The 18,808-nt window shown below is 65.9% G+C and carries 18 protein-coding genes; 10 read left to right on the forward strand and 8 right to left on the reverse strand.

The window, feature by feature from the left end; all coding sequences use genetic code 11:
• The first annotated feature begins 26 nt into the window (after positions 1 to 26).
• The 4 genes from A0J57_RS04320 to A0J57_RS04335 all read left to right on the forward strand — a co-directional run bounded on the left by A0J57_RS04320 (position 27) and on the right by A0J57_RS04335 (position 4,735).
• Positions 27 to 1,622, forward strand: a complete 1,596-nt coding sequence (locus A0J57_RS04320; RefSeq protein ID WP_061934096.1) for a DUF4153 domain-containing protein — start codon at positions 27 to 29, stop codon at positions 1,620 to 1,622.
• A gap of 11 nt (positions 1,623 to 1,633) precedes the next feature.
• On the forward strand, positions 1,634 to 2,344 hold the full coding sequence (locus A0J57_RS04325; RefSeq protein ID WP_048575622.1) for a response regulator transcription factor: 711 nt from the start codon (positions 1,634 to 1,636) through the stop codon (positions 2,342 to 2,344).
• Positions 2,341 to 3,915: a HAMP domain-containing sensor histidine kinase gene (locus A0J57_RS04330; protein ID WP_061934137.1), complete on the forward strand. Its 1,575-nt coding sequence runs from the start codon at positions 2,341 to 2,343 to the stop codon at positions 3,913 to 3,915. Before A0J57_RS04325 ends, A0J57_RS04330 begins: the two co-directional genes overlap by 4 nt.
• A 154-nt stretch (positions 3,916 to 4,069) precedes the next feature.
• The gene (locus A0J57_RS04335) at positions 4,070 to 4,735 is read left to right on the forward strand and encodes a peptidylprolyl isomerase (RefSeq protein ID WP_044660868.1); all 666 of its coding nucleotides are present in this window, start codon (positions 4,070 to 4,072) and stop codon (positions 4,733 to 4,735) included.
• Positions 4,736 to 4,888: 153 nt separating this feature from the next.
• On the opposite strand, the gene A0J57_RS04340 is transcribed toward A0J57_RS04335, so the two are convergent.
• The 7 genes from A0J57_RS04340 to A0J57_RS04365 all read right to left on the reverse strand — a co-directional run bounded on the left by A0J57_RS04340 (position 4,889) and on the right by A0J57_RS04365 (position 10,019).
• A complete protein-coding gene (locus A0J57_RS04340) occupies positions 4,889 to 6,157 on the reverse strand; it encodes a sodium:proton antiporter (RefSeq protein WP_061934098.1) in 1,269 nt (422 codons plus the stop codon).
• Positions 6,158 to 6,229: 72 nt separating this feature from the next.
• Positions 6,230 to 7,525 (reverse strand): O-acetylhomoserine aminocarboxypropyltransferase/cysteine synthase family protein, encoded by a 1,296-nt coding sequence (locus tag A0J57_RS04345; protein ID WP_061934100.1) that lies wholly within the window; start codon positions 7,523 to 7,525, stop codon positions 6,230 to 6,232.
• Positions 7,526 to 7,660: 135 nt separating this feature from the next.
• Positions 7,661 to 8,395, reverse strand: a complete 735-nt coding sequence (locus A0J57_RS04350) for a cytochrome c oxidase assembly protein (protein WP_061934102.1) — start codon at positions 8,393 to 8,395, stop codon at positions 7,661 to 7,663.
• Positions 8,396 to 8,486: 91 nt separating this feature from the next.
• Positions 8,487 to 8,702 carry a hypothetical protein gene (locus A0J57_RS04355; protein WP_025546858.1) on the reverse strand — a complete coding sequence of 72 codons (216 nt, stop codon included), beginning with the start codon at positions 8,700 to 8,702 and terminating at the stop codon, positions 8,487 to 8,489.
• Positions 8,703 to 8,733: 31 nt separating this feature from the next.
• A complete protein-coding gene (locus A0J57_RS26820; protein WP_158298502.1) occupies positions 8,734 to 8,898 on the reverse strand; it encodes a hypothetical protein in 165 nt (54 codons plus the stop codon).
• On the reverse strand, positions 8,892 to 9,776 hold the full coding sequence (locus tag A0J57_RS04360) for a bestrophin family protein (protein WP_061934104.1): 885 nt from the start codon (positions 9,774 to 9,776) through the stop codon (positions 8,892 to 8,894). The genes A0J57_RS26820 and A0J57_RS04360 overlap by 7 nt, the downstream gene beginning before the upstream one ends.
• A 6-nt stretch (positions 9,777 to 9,782) precedes the next feature.
• Entirely contained in the window at positions 9,783 to 10,019 is a 237-nt protein-coding gene (locus A0J57_RS04365) for a hypothetical protein (protein ID WP_025546856.1), read from the reverse strand.
• Between the two features lie 222 nt (positions 10,020 to 10,241).
• Here A0J57_RS04365 and A0J57_RS04370 point away from each other — a divergent pair, with 222 nt between their 5' ends.
• Entirely contained in the window at positions 10,242 to 11,123 is an 882-nt protein-coding gene (locus A0J57_RS04370) for a LysR family transcriptional regulator (RefSeq protein WP_061934106.1), read from the forward strand.
• A gap of 55 nt (positions 11,124 to 11,178) precedes the next feature.
• Here A0J57_RS04370 and bla read toward each other — a convergent pair whose 3' ends face one another.
• Positions 11,179 to 12,075, reverse strand: coding sequence for a subclass B3 metallo-beta-lactamase (gene bla, locus A0J57_RS04375; protein WP_061934139.1), 897 nt, complete (start codon positions 12,073 to 12,075; stop codon positions 11,179 to 11,181).
• Between the two features lie 94 nt (positions 12,076 to 12,169).
• On the opposite strand from bla, the gene A0J57_RS04380 reads away from it, so the two are divergent.
• The 5 genes from A0J57_RS04380 (at position 12,170) to A0J57_RS04400 (ending at position 18,450) form a co-directional block, all read left to right on the forward strand.
• Positions 12,170 to 13,057: a LysR family transcriptional regulator gene (locus A0J57_RS04380; protein ID WP_061934108.1), complete on the forward strand. Its 888-nt coding sequence runs from the start codon at positions 12,170 to 12,172 to the stop codon at positions 13,055 to 13,057.
• A gap of 86 nt (positions 13,058 to 13,143) precedes the next feature.
• Positions 13,144 to 14,307: an iron-containing alcohol dehydrogenase gene (locus A0J57_RS04385; protein WP_061934110.1), complete on the forward strand. Its 1,164-nt coding sequence runs from the start codon at positions 13,144 to 13,146 to the stop codon at positions 14,305 to 14,307.
• A 108-nt stretch (positions 14,308 to 14,415) separates the two neighbouring features.
• Positions 14,416 to 15,468 carry a choice-of-anchor A family protein gene (locus tag A0J57_RS04390; protein ID WP_061934112.1) on the forward strand — a complete coding sequence of 351 codons (1,053 nt, stop codon included), beginning with the start codon at positions 14,416 to 14,418 and terminating at the stop codon, positions 15,466 to 15,468.
• Positions 15,469 to 15,562: 94 nt separating this feature from the next.
• Positions 15,563 to 17,716 (forward strand): hypothetical protein, encoded by a 2,154-nt coding sequence (locus tag A0J57_RS04395; protein WP_061934114.1) that lies wholly within the window; start codon positions 15,563 to 15,565, stop codon positions 17,714 to 17,716.
• Between the two features lie 23 nt (positions 17,717 to 17,739).
• On the forward strand, positions 17,740 to 18,450 hold the full coding sequence (locus A0J57_RS04400) for a DUF3142 domain-containing protein (protein WP_061934116.1): 711 nt from the start codon (positions 17,740 to 17,742) through the stop codon (positions 18,448 to 18,450).
• Positions 18,451 to 18,808 lie beyond the last annotated feature (358 nt).

The raw sequence follows: 18,808 nt of genomic DNA on the forward strand, positions 1-18,808 counted from the left end.
GCCCTGACATTCAGGGAGATAGATTGATGGGTTCCTCTGCCATGCCGCCGCCTTTGCCCCTGCTCGCGCGCTTTCGCTGGAAGCTGGCGGTCGCCTTGATGATCGTCGGGATCGGGGACTGGATGTTCTACCAACGGCATCTCCATGGCGGCCATCTGGGGCTGTTCGCGCTGGCCGTGCTGAGCGCGCTGCTGGCCGGGCGGCCCGTGCTGCGGCGCGACCGGAAGGCCTTGCCGGCAATGGCGGCGGCGGCGCTGTTCGCGCTGGCCCTGCTCCATGATGCGAGCCTGCTGGCCTGGGTGCTGTTCTGGGTAGCGGCCGGCATGGCCGCGCTGATCCCGGCGACGGCGCGCTTCGATGACGGATGGCGCTGGTTCCAGCGGCTGATCTGGCTGGGGCTGCGGGCGCCATTCGGGCCGTTGATCGATCTGAAGCGCCTGTTGAAGCTGCGCGCGGCGGGGCGGACCGGGCGCTGGAGCCTGCACGCGGCGCTCGGCACATTGACTTTGCCGCTGATGGGCAGCGTTGTGATCCTGACGCTCTTTTCAGCCGCCAATCCGCTGATCGAGCAATTCTTCTCCTCGCTGCTGCTGCCGGAACCGTCGCCCGAACTGATCGCGCGGCTGGCCTTCTGGGGGCTGCTGTTCACGGCGATCTGGGGCCTGCTGCGGCCGCGCCTGGCGCGGCGCCTGCTGCCGACATTCGACGGCGGGCACGACCGGCATCTGCCCGGCGTGTCGGTCGCTTCGGTGACGCTGTCGCTGGTCGTCTTCAACCTGATCTTCGCGCTTCAGAACCTGATGGACATCGCCTGGCTCTGGGGCTGGGCGCCGATGCCCGGCGGCATGACCATGGCGGACTATGCCCATCGGGGCGCCTATCCGCTGATCGCGACCGCGCTGCTGGCCGCGCTGTTCGTGCTGGTGACGCTGCGGCCGGGATCGGAAACCGCGCGCATGGGGACGATCCGGCGACTGGTGATGCTGTGGATCGGGCAGAATGTCTTCCTGGTCGCCTCATCCATGTTGCGCACGGCGGATTATATCGAAGCCTATTCCCTTACCCGCCTGCGGATCGCCGCGCTGGTCTGGATGGCCCTGGTCGGCTTCGGGCTGGCCGCGATCTGCTGGAGGCTGCTGCGGGAGCGGAGCGCGTCCTGGCTGATCAACGTCAATCTGGCGGCGGCGGGGCTGCTACTGACCGTCATCTGCTTTGTCGATCTGGGGGCGGTGGCGGCCGAATGGAATGTGCGCCATGCGCGGGAGGTCGGCGGACGCGGCGTGGCGCTGGACCTCTGCTATCTGGGCGAGCTTGGGGACTCGGCCCTCCTGCCCCTGCTCTCGCTGGAACGGCGACCCGGTTTGCAGCCGGAATTCCGGGAGCGGGTGCAGGCGGTGAGGCTGCGGCTTCACGCCAGGCTGGAGGCGGAACTGGATCAGCGCTGGACCTGGGCCGGGCAAGGACGGCTGGAGCAGGCGCGGGCGATTGCAGCGGATGCCGCACCCGCGCCCCTGAAAGCGGGACCGAGGGACTGCGCCGGCAGGCTGGTCCCGCCGCCGTCGCCGGTCAGCCATGTGGCCCCCGATGCGGTTCCTGCGTTGACAGCGGAGACGGGGAAATGATCCTATGCCCCATGCCCAGCACGATCCTGATCGTCGACGACGATCCCCATATCCGCCAGTTGCTCGTCTTCGCCTTCGGCAAGGCGGGGCTGGAGACGATCGAGGCAAGCGACGGCGAGGCCGCACTGGCCGAGGTCGAACGGCACGCGCCGGACCTCGTCATCCTCGACATCAACATGCCGCGCATGGATGGGCTGGAGGTCTGTCGCAGGCTGAGGGCGCATAATGACGTTCCGATCTTCTTCCTCTCCTCCCGCGATGACGAGATCGACCGGGTGCTGGGCATAGAGCTTGGCGGCGACGATTATGTGGTGAAGCCCTTTTCCCCTCGGGAAGTGGTGGCGCGATCCATGGCGATCCTGCGCCGCACATCGGCCCGGCCGCCGGCGGTGGAGGCGATCGGCACGATCCGGCATGGGCGGCTCGCCCTCGACACGGAAAGCTGGTCGGCGCATTGGGGCGCGGAGGAGGTCAGCCTGACCGTGACGGAGTTCACCATATTGCGCACCCTGCTGGCCATGCCATCGCGCATCTTTTCCCGCGACCAGATCATCGACCGGTTTCGCGGGCCGGGCTTTGCGCTGACCGACCGGACGGTGGACAGTCATATCCGCAACCTGCGGCGTAAATTCGCGGATGTCGGCGGCTTCGACATCATCGAGACGCGGGCCGGCATCGGCTATCGGCTGGGCGGGTGCAGCGGGACGGCGCCGCCTGCATGATCGCAGGGCTGAAGGGGTGGATAGCCCGGCATTGGCCTGTGCTGCGTTTGCGCACGATCCTGCTGGGCACCCTGCTGTTCGTGGCGGCGCTGCCGGGTTTCGGTGCGATCTTCCTGCGGGTCTATGAAAATGCGCTTGTTCGCCGGACGGAGGCGGAGCTCGTGGCGCAGGGCGCGGCGCTGGCGGCGAGCGCGGCGGTGGTGGGCAGGGGCATGGCCGCCGATCCCGCCCAGCCCGCCACGCCCGTGCGCTATCATGACCGGATGACGGAGGTGGACCTGCGCTCCTCCCCCATCCTGCCGCCGCGTCCCCGTGCAGCCCCGACGCGGGACCGGCCGGACGGCGCCGCCCTGGCGCTTGCGCGGCGGATGATGCCCGCCTTTGCCGAAACCAAGGTCACGACGCTGTCCTCGATCCTGATGCTCGACCGGCGCGGCGTGGTGCTGAACGGCCGGGAAGGCGGACGGAGTCTCGCCGCGCTGCCGGAGATCAGGGCGGCGCTGGGCGGCAGGGCCGTGACGGTGCTGCGGGAAAATGAAGGGACGGCCACCCGTTATCCGCTGGAATGGCTGAGCCGGGCGGCAAGCATCCGCCTGCATCATGCCCGGCCCATCCGCGTCGACGGCAAGCCGATGGGCGTGCTGCTGGTGTCGCGTTCGCCGCGTGCGCTGTTCCTGGGGCTGTACGAGGATCGCGGCAAGATCGCCCTGGGCGTGGTGGCGATCTTCCTGCTGCTGGTGCTGCTGTCGGCCATATTGTCGCGCGCCATCGTCCGCCCGATCGAAAGCCTGAGCCGCGCCACCCGCGACCTGGCGCTGGGCCGCCGGGTCGCGCCGCGTCACCCCTCGCTGCAGGTGGTCGAAATCAGGGCGCTTTATCGGGATTTCGAGCAGATGGCGGAGAGCTTGGAAAAGCGTTCCCGCTATCTGCGCGACTTCGCCTCTTCGGTCAGCCATGAATTCAAGACGCCGCTGGCCGGCATTTCCGGCGCGATCGAGCTGTTGCAGGATCATGGGGCGGACATGGCGGCGGCCGACTGGCAACGGTTCCTCACCAATATGGCGGCCGACGCCCAGCGGCTGTCCCGGCTTGTCCGGCGGCTGATGGAACTGGCGCGCGCCGACGTGCTGGTGGGCGAAAGCGACGCGCGCACGGACGCCGCGCCGCTGCTGGTATCGGTGGCGGATGCGCTGACGGCGGAGGATTTCGTCATCGACCTGCATCTGCCCGACGTCTTCCCCCCGCTGATCGTGGATGCAGCGGCATTGGAAGCCGTGCTGACGACGATAGCGGAAAATGCGCGGCAGGCGGGCGCATCGCGGCTGGACATCGTGGTCGCCTTGCAGGATCGCCTGGCATGGATCGACTTTGCCGACAACGGCCCCGGCATTCCGCCGGGGGACCGGCAGCGCATCTTCGACCTGTTCTTCACCAGCAAGAGGGAAGACGGCGGAACGGGCCTTGGCCTCGCCATAGCCCGGTCGCTGCTCGACGCCTATCATGGCGAGCTTCACCTGCTTCCTTCGGAACAGGGCGCTCGCTTCAGACTCGTGATCGCCATCGCGCCATAGGCCGCATGCATGAAGGCGCAACGCCGCCCATGCCGCGCATGTGCCCTCATCTCGATGGACGATGCCTCCTCCCGGACGTCGCCCGGTTGCGCCGCGCATGCCGGCGCTCTAGCCTGGGGCGGAACATCAATCCCTGAAAGCGTGCCTGTTGCCGATGCCTCCTGCTGCCTTGCGTTATGTCGTTCCGCTGATTGCCCTTCTGCCATGCTCCGTCCTCGCCTTGCCTGCCAGCGCGCCGAAACCGGGCCAAACCCGCGTGGCGATCGAAACCTCGCTCGGCACCATCATCGTGGCGACGGACGATCGCCGGGCACCGATAACCTCCGCCAATTTCCTGACCTATGTCGATGACGGCCGGTTCGACGGCGTCACCTTCTATCGCGCGGCGCGGCGCAAGAGCGATCCGAAGCTGGGGCTGATCCAGGGCGGCATCGATACCGATGCGCGCCGTTCGCTGCCGCCGATCCGCCATGAGCCGACGACGCGGACGGGGATCAGGCATCTGGACGCAACACTGTCCATGGCGCGGCCCAACCGCGCCAATTCCGCGATGGGCAATTTCTTCATCACCATAGGGCCGACGCCGAACATGGACGCGCGGGGCGATTATATCGGCTATGCCGCCTTCGGCCATGTCGTCGCGGGCATGGATGTGGTGAAGCGCATCCTCGCCGTGCCGACCTGCTGCGGATCGGGCCCGATGCGCGGTCAGATGATCGTCAAGCCGGTCAGGATCATCCGTGCGAAGCGGCTCGACGGCAAGCCGCATCCGACCCGCGGGGTGAAGCCATGGCTGCTAGGCCTCAAGCGGAAGATTTAGAGCCTTCCCGGCAGGCAGAATCATCTGCTGCCTGGGAATCCGTTCCGGGCGGCGGCTCACCGGCCCGGCTTGCGCAAATCGCTTGGGGACGGCAATGCTGCGCCCCGCCCGATGATCGCCGCTGGACTGGGGAACGGCGCCATGGGCATGCGGTCAGTCGCTCATGTCCGGATCACGCCCCTGACGCCTGTCGAGCCATCGCATGGCGGGTGTGACGGTTAGGCCGTGGAGCAGGATCGACATCAGTGCGGTCAGGCCGATGATCGCCCACAGGCGGCTGGCCTCTCCCACCTTCATCTGGTTCAGACCATAGGCCAGATAGTAGAAAGATCCGACGCCCCTTATGCCGAAGAAGGCGATGGTCAGCTTTTCGACCCGATCCGCCCTGAAGCCGGCCAGACCCACAAGACCCGTCACCGGACGAACGATCAACAGGATCAGCAGCACCAGCACAATGTCGGACGGGCGCAACGGCGACAGGAGACCGCCGATCAGCGCGCCGCCGAACAGAAGCAGGAGAGCCATCATCGAAAGGCGCTCCACCTGTTCGGTAAGGTCATGCATCTGCACGTTGAACGCATGGTCGCGATGCGACGCGCGCAGGGTCAGCGCCGTCACGAAGACCGCCAGGAAGCCATAGCAGTTGAGGATTTCGGTCAGGCCATAGGACAGGAAGGTGGCGGCTATGGCGATCAGGCCGTCTCCTGTCCGGGCAAGCTTCGTCTCGGCCGGAATGTGGAAGGTCAGCCATCCGAACAGCTTTCCCACGGCCCAGCCGCCGCCCACGCCGACGACAATCTCCCACAGCACGTTCAGGCCAAGCCATTTTCCGAACCATGGCTCCCCCATATTCCCCGTCAGGGCGAGCGCGATGGCGAGGTGGACGAAGGGAAAGGCAAGGCCGTCGTTCAGGCCTGCCTCCGATGTCAGGCCGAAGCGGACTTCATCTTCCTCGCCCGTGCGCGGCGGGCCGACCTGGACATCGGCGGCCAGCACCGGGTCGGTGGGGGCGAGGCTGGCGGCCAGCAGCAGGGCGATGGCCCAGGGAAGACCGAGCAGCACGCCCCCCAACAGCGTGATGAGCGCGATGCCCAGCGGCATGGTGATGGCGAGCAGCCGCCAGGTCACCATCCAGCGCCGCCAGTCGAACGGCCGGTCCAGCTTCAGTCCCGCGCCCATCAGGGCGATGATCACGACCAGTTCGGTAAAATGTTCGGTCACATCCGGATATTCCAGCGGCGACGGCCGGAATTCGATGCCGGGGATGCAGAATATCGCGGCGCCGATCAGGATGCAGACGATGGGCAGCGACAGCGGCAGCTTCCTCAAGGCCAGCGGCAGCCATGCGACCAGGACTATCAGCAGCCCCGCGCCCGTCAGGACCAGAATATAGGGATCGGGCGCGGTGAACGGCATTTCCATGGGGAGGCAACGCGCCGCCGCGGCCGGCGTTGCCGCGACATGGCCGGCGGTCCGCCCCTTCGTCCCGGAAGGTCAGCTTGCCGCGGCCAGCGCCCGGTCGATGTCGCCCAATATGTCGTCGATATGCTCTATCCCGATGGAAAGCCGCACATAGCCGGGCGACACGCCGGTCGCCATCTGCTCCGCTTCGTTCAACTGCGAATGGGTCGTGGACGCTGGATGGATCGCCAGGCTGCGCGCGTCACCGATATTGGCGACATGGTAGAAAAGCTCCAGCGCATCGATGAAGCGGCGACCCGCCTCCATGCCGCCGGCAAGCTCGAACCCGACGAGCCCGCCCTTGCCTCCGGTCAGATAATGCTCCGCAAGGGCCCGGGCGCGGCCATCCTGTTGCGAGGGGTGGATGACCCTGGTCACGGCGGGGTGGCGCGCCAGATGTTCGGCCACCCTGACCGCATTGGCGCAATGCCGTTCCATCCGCAGCGCCACGGTCTCGATACCCTGGATCAGCTGAAACGCATTGAAGGGGGACAATGCCGCGCCCAGATCGCGCAGCAGGATGACCCGCGCCCGCAGGATATAGGCGATCGGGCCCAGGGGCTTTGCCGCCTCTGCCCATATCGCGCCATGGTAGGAAGGATCGGGCGTGTTCAGCAGCGGCTGTCGTTCGGGATGAGCGGCCCAGTCGAAATTCCCGCCATCGACGATCAGACCGCCGATCGACGTGCCATGTCCGCCAAGATATTTCGTCGCGGAATAGACGATAATGGCCGCGCCGTGATCCAGCGGGCGGCACAGCAGCGGAGCGGCCGTGTTGTCCATGATGAGCGGGATGCCCCGTTCCCGGCCGATGGCGGCGACCTCCGCGATCGGGAACACCTCCAGCTTGGGATTGGGCAGGGTTTCGGCATAGTAGGCGCGCGTGCGATCGTCGGTCGCCCGCCGGAAATCTTCCGGATCGGCCGGATCGACGAAGCGCACTTCGATCCCCTGGTCCTTCAGTGTGTTCGCGAACAGATTATAAGTGCCGCCATAGAGCGCCGTCGAACTGACGATATTGTCGCCGGCCCGCGCCAGATTCTGGATCGCATAGGCCGACGCCGCCTGTCCCGACGCCACGGCCAGCGCTGCGGCGCCTCCCTCCAGCGCCGCGACCCGCTTTTCCAGCACATCGGTGGTCGGATTCATGATCCGCGTGTAGATATTGCCCATTTCCTGCAGCGCGAAGAGCGAGGCCGCATGCTCCGCGTCGCGAAACTGATAGGATGTCGTCTGGTGGATCGGCACCGCGACGGAGCCCGTCGCTGGATCGGCCCGCCATCCCGCATGAACGGCAAGGGTTTCCGGATTCGGCTTGTTCGTGGACATTGGGGCTCCGCAGCATCGTTGATCCGGCGTCAGGGTGACGGTGTGGCCCGGCAAAAACAAGAGGCTGCGTCACGCGCGGCGGTCAGGGGAGCCGGCCAGCTCCGCCTTCCGGCGCGCCGGAAGGCGGAGCGCCGGTCATGCCGTGGCCGCGGCTTCCCGCTCCTGCCTGAACCAGCGCGAAAGCAGGAACAGCACAGCGGCGACATAGAGGCCCGCGCCGGGAACCCACATCAGCAGCCCGGCAAGCTGCTGGTCCTCCAGCGGCGTCAATCCCCAGGCCAAGCTGCTGATGAAATGCGGGGAATAGACCGCCACGCTCGAAAAGGTCAGCAACGCGCCCAGCAGGCCCATCTGGAGCATGGTGGCCAGAAGAGCGGTCACCGCCAGAGGAAGCGGCGCGGCCATGACCCCACGCCACAGCGCCAGCGCGGTCAGCAGCAGGCTTCCCTGCATCGTCCAGTAGACGGCATGATCGGAAAGCGCGGCGGCATAGGCGCCGGGTATATGCCACGACCATAAAGCGGCCGCATGCAGGCAGGTCCATAAGGCCACGCCGCCCACGGCTCGCCGCTCGGCAAAAGCCATGGCCAGCAAGGGGGCGGCAATCGATGTCAGGACGAGATGGTGCAGGGTCCGGGCCGAAAACAGGGCGGAGGTCAATGCGCATAGCGGGGAGATGAACAGAAATGCGAGCAACAGGATCGCGGACAAGGACCGGCTTCTCCCGTCCGCGGACCGCAGCCGGAGGCTCGCCATGATGGCAAGCCCGAACGCTGCCAGCAGCACCGGATCGACGTTCCAGCGGGTCAGCAGGTCCACGGGCGCCGGCGCGGGTCCGCAATAGGGTATCCAGCCTGATCCCGGCTCCACGCGCTGCCTCCGTGCGAAATGGCGGATCGCCCTTTAACCGCTCGCGCCGGGGCTGGTTCCCGGATGCGGCATCGTGCATCGCGCGGCTGCGCTATCGTCGCAGCAGGACGCTGCCGACCTTGTCTCCATTGGACCGCCGCATCACGCAATGGGACGGCTGGTGCTGCTGGATGGCGTTCAGGATCGCAGCGGCATTCCCCCGCGACACGGGGGACCAGAATGGCGGCGTGGTGAAGGAAATCTCCAGATTCTCGGCGGCAGCGCGTTTGACGATCGAGCGAATCAGGGCGTTCTTATGGTCCGACATTCATGTCCCCCCAGCGATGTTCATGCGCCCGTCATGCGGCTTTGCCCGCATTTTCATGGTTAATTCCATCCAACTGGCCACAAACGGCAGGCTGGCCTTTTTGTTCCGCACCTGCGAAGAAAATTCTTTCGGCCATGTTTGCGGGCAACAGGGCAACAGGGCAGCGCGGGCAACCCGTGCATTCGGCCTTCACCATAGCACGCCATCGACCGGTTCCACCGGGGCGGGCGGCGGCAGATCGATCGACTGATACAGGTCCGCTTCGATCACCGTCGTGATGCTGTCGAGCGGCAGGTCGTGGACGCTGTTGCCGAACGGATCGACCAGATCGTCCCCGATCTGGAGCACCGCCAGATACATGAAGCCGGCGACCGCCGATCCGATCGGCGTCGCCGCGCCCAGCGTCTCCACCAGCCCGACCGGCAGCAGGATGCAGAAAAGCCGGGTGAAGAATTGCGGGAAGGCACGATATTGGGCAGGTAGCGGAGTATTCTTGATCCGCTCCATGCCGCCCTGCGCATTGGCCATGTCCACCAGCACGGCTTCGATCCGGCCTTGCTGGATAGTGTCGATGCATCCCCGCCGCACCAGACCGGCGACACGGCGTCCGCTGCCCTCCAGCAGGCCGTTGGCGGGATTGCGCCGGGCCAGTTCCGGATGATCGCCCGGGCCCAATATGCGGTGGATGTCCCCGCCCGTTTCCAGCCGCCGCAACTGCCGGCGCAGCGTGTGGACATAGGCCACCTGGCGCAGCACCAGTTCACGTCCCAGGGCCTGCGCCTCCTCCCCTTCGGGCAGGAAGGCCAGCACCGCGCGGGCGAAGCTGCGCGACGCATTGACCATCGCGCCCCACAATATGCGCGCTTCCCACCAGCGCTGATAGGCCGAATTGACCCGCACGCCGAGCACCAGCGCAAGCGCCGTGCCGAAGATGGTAAGCGGCAGGGCCGGAGCCCTGAACGGCGAGATGAAGTAGAAGATGGTGACCGCCAGGTCCCAGAAGAAGAGCGCGACCAGCACGCTCCAGGCTCGCTCGAAACCCTGACGGATGCGTGGGGCGGTACCGATGATCATGAGAGGTTACGAAACGGCACCGTCATGTTCGTCCAGCTTCAGCCAGGCGTTGCGCAATGCAAGGCTGCCGAATATGCCGACGGCTTTCAGCGTCGTGGCTTCCAGTGTCGGCACGCCATCGAGCAGCGCCAGGACAAGGCAGCCCAGGCCCAGAAGCATGGCGGCATAGATGGGCAGCGCCTCCAGGTCGTTCCATCCGATGGGGGCAAGGGCGTCGGCGCGGGAAAGCCGGATCGGCGGCATGACGGAAACTCCTCTTCCAGATGCAGGGATTTCCGCGAAAATGATGCGTTGCGAAAGGCGCGGTCAACGCTTCCCGCGCCGTGCAACCCAGTCTTGCGTCAGGGTGAAACGAGCAAGAAACGCTAACAGTCCGGGCTTATTTCGGAGACGCGGCAATGAAAACATACGGTCTTGCAACCTGACTTCCGTTGCATCGCAACATGCCGGGCCTAGCTTGTCCCCATGCCTGATCGCTTTGCCGAGATCGAATCCTTCGTGACGATCGCCCAATCCAACAACCTGTCGGAGGCGGCGCGGCGTCTGGGCCTGTCGCTGGCCGCGACCAGCCGCCGCCTGTCCCAACTGGAACAGCGGCTGGGGGTGCTGCTCGTCCGCCGCAACAGCCGGCATTTCAGCCTGACGGACGAAGGATCGCTGCTGTATGAACGGGCGGGCCACGCCCTGACCGCAATCGAGGAGGCGGAAACCGATCTGATGCGCCGGTCGACGGAGGCGAGCGGCACGCTGCGCATCGTCACGACCATCGACGCGGGGCGGGCGCGCCTGGCGCCGCTGTTCCACGAATATGCGCTGCTGCATCCCGACGTCACCCTGCATCTGGAAACGTCCGATCAGCCAGCGACCAGCATGATCGGCAGCGGGCACGACATCGCCATCTGCTTCGATCCGCCAGCCGACAGCGCACTGATGATGAAGCGGCTGGCGGACAATCCCCGGCTGCTCTGCGCCGCCCCCGCCTATCTCGACCGGCGCGGGCGCCCGTCGCGGACAGCCGATCTCGCGGGACACAACAAGATCGTCGTGGGCGCGTCGCAGGGCGAGTTGTGGCGAAGGATCATGGGTGGCGCGGCAGGATGGCGGCTGACGCTGAACACCAATGATGCCGAACTGGCGCGCGCCTGGGCGCTGGAGGGGTCGGGCATCGGCATCAAGTCGCTGTGGGATGTGCAGGAGGATCTGGAGAACGGCCGGCTGGAGCCGGTGCTGCCCGACCTGTCGCTGCCGCCCTCGACCATCGCGGCGCTCTATCTGCCGGGCCAGTTGAATTCACCCAAGGTCCGCTCGTGCCTCAACTTTCTCGCACGCCGCCTGCGCGGATCATGACGCCTTCTCCGTCGATCCCGCCTTTCATCGATGGGATCGAACGGGCAGGACGCCCCTATTTCACCGTCTCCTCCCGCTCCCGCGCGAGCCGCGTCGCCAGCAGTCGGCGTGACCGCCCGGCATAGCGGCGGCAGGCGCCGGGCGAGCCGTCATACCGCCCGGGACCGGCATTGTCCGGATGCGCGGCAATCAATATGTCGCAATTCAACATGCCCATGCGCCTGTAGCTGACAGCAAAACCTCTGACGATCGCGGCGCTGGAAGGTGCGGTAAAGCGGTAATTATCGGCCGACACCGGGTTGAGGCTGGACGCGAAGACGATCTCCTTGCACGCCCTGCCCTCACAGGCGTTCCAGCTCCACGTCATGCTGCCCATCGTATGGCCGGGCGTCGCATGCGCCTTGATGGATATGCGGCCCAGCCTCAGGACTTCTCCGTCATCCATGATGCGCAGCCGCGACACCGCCGGCCAGGTGCCGCCATAATCGAATTGCGGATCGTCCTTCGCAAGTGCGCCGGCCCGCAGGCCCTCGGCGCCGCGCCGGCTGGCCACCACCGTGGCGCCGGTGGCGCGCGCCAGCGCCGCAAACCCGCCGGCATGATCATAATGCGGCTCGGTACTCAGAATAAATTTGATGTCTTTGGGATCGAACCCCAGCTTGCGGACATGCCTCAGGATCGTCGGCGCCGCCTGCGGGAGCGCACCGTCGATCAGGACAAGACCCGCCCCCGTGTCGATCAGCACGACGCTCAGGCCGCCGAAACCCACCAGATAGCTGCTGCCGAAAATCTTCTCCGGCGGCAGAGGCGCAAGCCACTCCCGGGCTCTCTCCACCGCCATCGGGCGGGTCAAGGGGTCGTCCGCAGGCAAGGGCCCATGGGGTTCCGTCCTGACAGCCGCTGACGCGGAACTCACCGCCAGCGATGCGGCCATGGCTATCGATGCGATCATCTTCATCTCCCTTCCCTGCCGGGATGCCGATGGACGCTTTCGCGCACAAAGCATGATTTCTCGACAAAGCCATGAGAATAATTGATGACGGGCCATGGACCGCGCGCAACTTCCCCTGAACGCCCTGCGCGCCTTCGAAGCGGCGGCGCGCCACCTTAATTTCACCCGCGCGGCGATCGAGCTTTGCGTCAGCCAGGGGGCGGTCAGCCATCATGTCGCGCAGCTTGAGCGCCGCCTCGGCGTCCGCCTCTTTCACCGCCTGCCGCGCGGGCTGGCGCTCACTGACGAGGGACATGCGCTCGTGCCCGTGCTGGCGGAGGCGTTCGACCGCGTGGGCGCGACGCTCGACCAATATGCCGGCGGCCGCTTTCGCGAGATGTTGAAGGTCGGCGTCGTCGGCACGTTCGCGACCGGCTGGCTGTTGCCGCGACTGGACGCCTTTGCCCGCGCCCATCCCGCCATCGACCTGCGCGTTTCGACCAACAACAATCGCGTGGACCTGGCGGGAGAAGCGCTGGATTTCGCCATTCGCTTCGGTGACGGCGCATGGCATGGCACCCATGCCGAACCCATGTTAGAAGCACCGCTGACGCCGCTTTGCGCGCCGGCCATGGCCGCGCGGCTCAGCGCACCTGCAGACCTCCTCCATGAACGGTTGCTGCGTTCCTACCGGCCGGACGAATGGGCGCTCTGGTTCGGGGCCGCGGGCGTTGCCGCCCCGCTTCTGCGCGGGCCCGTTTTCGACAGTTCGGCGCTGATGGTCTCCGCCGCCATGGCCGGCCTGGGCGTCGCGCTGGCGCCGCCCGTCATGTTCATGCGCGAACTCGCCTCGGAACTGCTCGTCCAGCCCTTCCCGGTCATGATCGACGCGGGCCGTTATTGGCTCACGCGCCTCATCTCCCGTCCTGAAAGCGACGCGATGCGGCGCTTCCGCGAATGGCTTGCGGACAGCGGCGGGGCAGAAGCGCCGACCGCGCCATAGCATCGGATTCCGGCCCCGACATGGAGCCTTGTCCGCCCCATCGAAATCGTCCAGATTTCCGTCGAACCGATGGCGGAGAACAGATAATGGGCTTTCAGGCGGCGCTTCCGCGCATCCTTCGCGTCGGCGGCGGCGTGTCCGGCGAACTCGCCCCGCTATTGGCGACATTGGGGCTGTCGCGGCCGCTGATCGTCACCGACCGCTTCCTGAAGGACGGCGGGCGAGCCGATGCCCTGATGGACGAACTGCACAAGGCGGGAATGGCCGCCCGCATATTTGCCGACACCCTGCCGGAACCGACCGCCGCCTCCATCGAGGAGGCCCGCGCCTTTCTGGAGGAGGGCGATCATGACTGCGTCGTCGGCTTCGGCGGCGGAAGCCCTATCGACAGCGCGAAGGCGATCGCGGTGCTCGCCGTCCATGGCGGCGTCTGCCGCGACTATAAGGTGCCCCATGTCCAGGACGCGCCCGGCCTTCCCGTCATTGCGATACCAACGACGGCCGGCACCGGATCGGAAGCGACGCGCTTCACCATCGTCACGGATGAGACGACGGACGAAAAGATGCTGCTGGCCGGCCTCGCCTATCTGCCGACAGCCGCCCTGGTCGATTTCGAACTGACGCTGACGATGCCGCCGCGCCTGACCGCCGACACCGGGATCGACGCGCTGACCCATGCCATCGAAGCCTATGTGTCGCGCCGGGCCAATCCCTTTTCGGACAGCTTCGCGCTGTCGGCCATGCGCGCCATCGCGCCGCATCTGCGACGCGTATGGGCGGACCCGGAAGACCGCCCCGCACGCGAGGCGATGATGTTCGGTTCGACCCAGGCCGGCATCGCCTTCTCCAACGCCAGCGTGGCGCTGGTTCATGGCATGAGCCGGCCGATCGGGGCGCATTTCCACGTGCCGCACGGCCTTTCCAATGCGATGCTGCTGCCGGCTGTCACCGCCTTTTCGGCGCCGGGCGCCCTTCGGCGCTATGCCGATTGCGCGCGGGCCATGGGCGTCGCCGCGGCGGAGGAGGGCGACCAGGGCGCCGTGGGCAAGCTGATCGAGGATCTGACCCGCATCAACGAGGAACTCCGCGTCCCCACGCCCGCCGCCTACGGCATAGACGCCGACAAGTGGGACGCGCTGCTGCCGCTGATGGCGGAGCAGGCGCTCGCTTCCGGATCGCCCGGCAACAACCCCATCGTGCCGGACGCGGACGAAATCCAGGCGCTTTATCGCCAGGCCTGGGGGCCTTGATCCGGGGCCCGAGGCAGGTCGTAGCCATGCATGTCCCGATCCGGCACAACCCTATGTTAACCATCTTTAACCCTTAGCGCCGGGCGATCGGTCGCATAGGGTCGGCGCATGAAAAAGCTCAGCATTCTCTTCGCCGCCAGTGTTGCCGCCCTTGCAGCCTCGCCCGGCCTCGCTTCTCCCGTCGCGGGCACGGACGCGCTGCGCGAATGGAATCTGATCGTCCTTGGCAACCTCGATTCCTCTTCCGAAGTGGAAGGCAGAACCTTCGTGGGCGGCGACCTGACCGGCACGTCGTCCAATTATCAGATCGGCACGCCGACCGCCTCCCCCACCGGTCAGCCCGGCCTGACCGTGGTCGGCAACGTCACGGGCGGCGTCAAGAACCTGAACAACGGATCGGGCGCCGTCATCGGCGGCAATGTCGATAGCGGGTTCAACCTCAATGGCCCCAGCCAGACGGTGAAGGTCGGCGGAGCGATCAACAACACCAACGTCAACCAGAATGTGGTGCAGTCCGGACTGGCCGGTTCGGACCCCGCCTTCATCGGCAACCTGACCGCCCAGGGAGCGACCCTGGCCGGCAGCATGAAACAATTGTCCGCGACCCTGTCGGGCCTTTCCCCGAACAGCCAGATGGACATCAGCGGCAATCGGGCGACCTTCAACGCGGCCCCCGATGCGGACGGGCTGGCGGTCTTTTCTATCACGGCGGCAGACCTCAATTCCATCGGGGAAATCGCCTTCCATCTGAATGGCGCGGATACGGCCATCGTCAATGTGAGCGGGGCGTCGATCAACCTGAACGACAATTTCCTGGGCGGCACCGCGGGACTGGGCGAACATGTCATCTGGAACTTTGGCGATGCGCAGAATCTGGACCTGACGACCAGTTGGGGCGGCTCCGTCCTGGCGCCGTGGGCGGCCGCCCATAGCAGCAATTACATTCAGGGATCGGCTGTGTTCGGCAGCCTCGATCAGGACGGGGAAATGCATCTGGGCACCTATAATGGCGGGTATAATCCGCCGGTGACGCCGCCCGGCGGCAGTTCGGGAGGAACGCCGGTTCCAGAAGGTCCGGCATGGCTGCTTTTCATCTTAGGGGCCGGTGCGCTGTTTTTCGCAAGGCGGCGGCGTCGTTCGGCAGCGGCCGGGGGAATGTAAGGCCGGCGTCTCCTGTCTTCGTCATTGCGTGGAAGCGATCTTTTGTTCAGTTTCGCGCCGGATGATGAAAGAAGATGATCGGCAGGACCGCCCCATGGCCCGACATATCGCGTTTCACCGCAAACATCCCGTCGCCGCCACGCTGGTGACGCTGGCGCTATCGGCAATCGGCCTGGGCGGGACTCTCTGGGCCTGCGCCGACTCTTCCTGCTCGCCCGGCTGGCAATTGGCTTCCCCCGATTATGATTGCGGCGGACGCGCGGCGATCAGCCCGGGCAACGATACGCGGATCAACATCCTGCTGCTCATGCGAAGCCTGAGGCCCGTGGACGGCCCTCGCAAAGGCGCGGCGACCGATGTGAACAATCCGCAATTCGGTGGAACCTTCATGACATGGCCCGGCCTGCGCGCCGCCTTCTGGCCGGAAGCTGCAAGGGACAGCCAGGGCGATGGCGCTGCGGCGAACGGCCATGCGACCGACTGCGCGGCTTCCGCTGAAGCCACGACAGCCTTCAATGCCGCGCTTGCCGTCGAGACCGGCCTGCCGGAGGCGGAACGCACCGAACTGGCGCGGCTCCGAGCACAGACCGGTTGCGGCACGGTCGATTGGGGAAATGCCGCGATCTCCAGCAGGCCTGGCCGCGAATATCTATCCTATCTGAAAGCGGCAGATGCCTTCCACAAGGGCGACTGGCAGGTTGCGCGAGACAGCTTCGTTCCGTTGACCCGCGCCCGCAGCCAATGGGTCGCGGAAACAGCGAAATATATGCCGATCCGTATCGGCCTGCGCGCGGCGGTGGCCCAGGCGGTCGATGAATATGGCGATTTCGCTGGCCCCGAAAAGGTCGATCGCGCCGCGGTAGCGGAGGCGGGCAACGCCATCTCCGCTTATCTCAAGGCTTATCCCAGGGGCCGCTATGCCGCATCGGCCGAAGGGCTGATGCGCCGCGTGGCGTGGTTGAGCGGGGACATGGCGACGCTTGCCCGCAGCTATGAAAAGCTGCTGGCCACGGTGCCCGGCGACGATGAGGCAGCAGCCGATCTTGCAGAGGAGATCGACATCAAGCTGCTGGAACGTCAGGATGCGAGCCGGATCATCGGCAGCCAGAACGGAACGCCGCTGCTGCTGGCCGTGGCCGACCTCAAGCGGATGCGGCGGCAGGGCGCCGATCCGGCCGTCCTGTCTGCCACCGAGCTGACGGCGCAGAAGAGCCAGTTCACCGCCCATGCCGATCTTTACGGGCTGCTCCAGGCCAGCAGGCTCTATTATGCCGGGGACGATCCGAAGGCGATCCTGGCGCTGCTGCCCGATGCGGCGCGCAGCAGCCGCTTCACGCCGCTTGCTTTCAGCCGGCAGATGCTGCGCGGCATGGCCCTTGGTCGAACGCGCGATCCCAACGAGGCGGGATTCTGGCGCGATCTGCTGCGTGGGGCGAACCCGCTTTATGAGCGGCCGTTGGTGGAAATGGGGCTTGCTCTCCGCTGGCAGCGCGATGGACGGCTGGAGCAGGTCTTCGTGCCCGGATCGCCTGTCACGGACAGCATGACCCGGACGATTTTGCTGCAAACCCTGGCAAGCCCATCCATCCTGCGTGCGGCGGCGAATGATGGCACGCGTCCAGTGCGCGAGCGGGACGTGGCGCGCTTCACCTTGCTCTACAAGGATTTGACGAGAGGCGCCTTTGGCGATTTCACCGGCGATCTTGCGCTGGTGCCCACCAGCGCGGGAAGCGAGGGCGGGCTATGGGACTTCTCTCAGCAGGACATGATTCCGGTGGGGCTGTTCCGAAAGGGCAGATGGTCGGACGGCTTTCCTTGCCCCAGCATAGCGCAAACCGCCGCGACTCTCGCGCACGCTCCCGCCAATGCAAAGGCGCGGTTATGTCTGGGCGATTTCTATCGGCTGAACGGTTTCGATGGCTTCAGCCTGTTCAAGGCAGGTGGCGACAGGTTTAGCCTCGGCAATGGGCCGGACGGCTTTTCCGGCCACCCCCTCTCTCGCGCGGACATTTATGCCGCGATCATCGCGGACAAGGGAGCGGCGGCTGAAGACCGGGCCTATGCCCTGTATCGTGCCGTGATGTGCTATGCGCCGTCTGGCTTTAACGGCTGTACCGGGCCCTATCGCAGCTATGAGGAATTGGAGGCGGCGCAGGCACCTCAAGCCGATCGCAAGGCGTGGTTCACCGAGTTGAAGCAGCGCTATCCAGACAGCCGATGGGCAAAGTCCCTGCGTTATTATTGGTGAACATGCGTGCAAGCGGATGGTCGATGGCGTTGCTGGCGCTGCTGACGTTGACCGGCTGTCGGCGCGAGACGGAGGCGGAGCGTGTCGATCCGGCTGGTCATGAGGCATTCTATCTCTGGCCTGGCGTGCGTCCGGCAAAGCATGTCCGGGCGAAGATCCTCTACCTTCTTGATGGGGAGGTTCGGCGTAGGGGACCGGCCCGGCTTGAAAAGCTGCGCATGGGAATGCCCCGGTTGCCGGGCAAGAAGATCTGGCTGGTCGTCAGGGCCGATCGGCTGGACTGGAATGATGCTGTTTACGAGACGATCCTCGACGATCTGCATCGCTGGCGCGAGGCAGGCAATGAGGTTGTCGGACTCCAGGTCGATTTCGATGCCGCTACGCGCGGGATCGGCGGCTATGGCGACTTTCTGCGTGATTTGCGGCAACGCCTGCCCCGCCATTGGCGGCTGTCGATCACCGGCCTGATGGACTGGAGCGCCCATGGCGACCCGCAGGCCCTGGCAAGACTCGCCGGTCTGATCGATGAGGTTGTGGTCCAAACCTACCAGGGTCGCACCACCATCCCCGGCTATGAGGATTATTTTCGCCGGATGGAAAGCTTCCCCATTCCCTTCCGCGTGGCATTGATCGAGGGCGGAGCATGGCAGGCGCCGCCTATGCTATCGCGTCATCCGCAATTCAAAGGCTATGTGGTGTTCTTGCTATCCCGGAACAGCTCTGACGGCCATTGATTCTCAATCGGTTCCTTCCAGAGACCAGCGCCATGGGTGATTTGCCCAGGGTTGGAGGGTGGGTTTGAGGTATGATTTGGGCTGGGCTGGTGGTTTGCCGGTTTGCCAGGGCGGCCTGAGGGGCTGCGCTTGGGGGGCATTGCNCCAGGGTTGGAGGGTGGGTTTGAGGTATGATTTGGGCTGGGCTGGTGGTTTGCCGGTTTGCCAGGGCGGCCTGAGGGGCTGCGCTTGGGGGGCATTGCGCCTGGGCGCAGGAGATTGCGAATGGGTTATGTGTGAAGCGCGAGCTATAATGCCTGGCGACGCCCTACTCTTCCGGGGCTTGAGCCACAGTACCATCGGCGCAGACTGGTTTCAC

The sequence above is a fragment of the Sphingobium sp. 22B genome, from assembly GCF_001580035.1.
GTDB lineage: Bacteria > Pseudomonadota > Alphaproteobacteria > Sphingomonadales > Sphingomonadaceae > Sphingobium > Sphingobium fuliginis.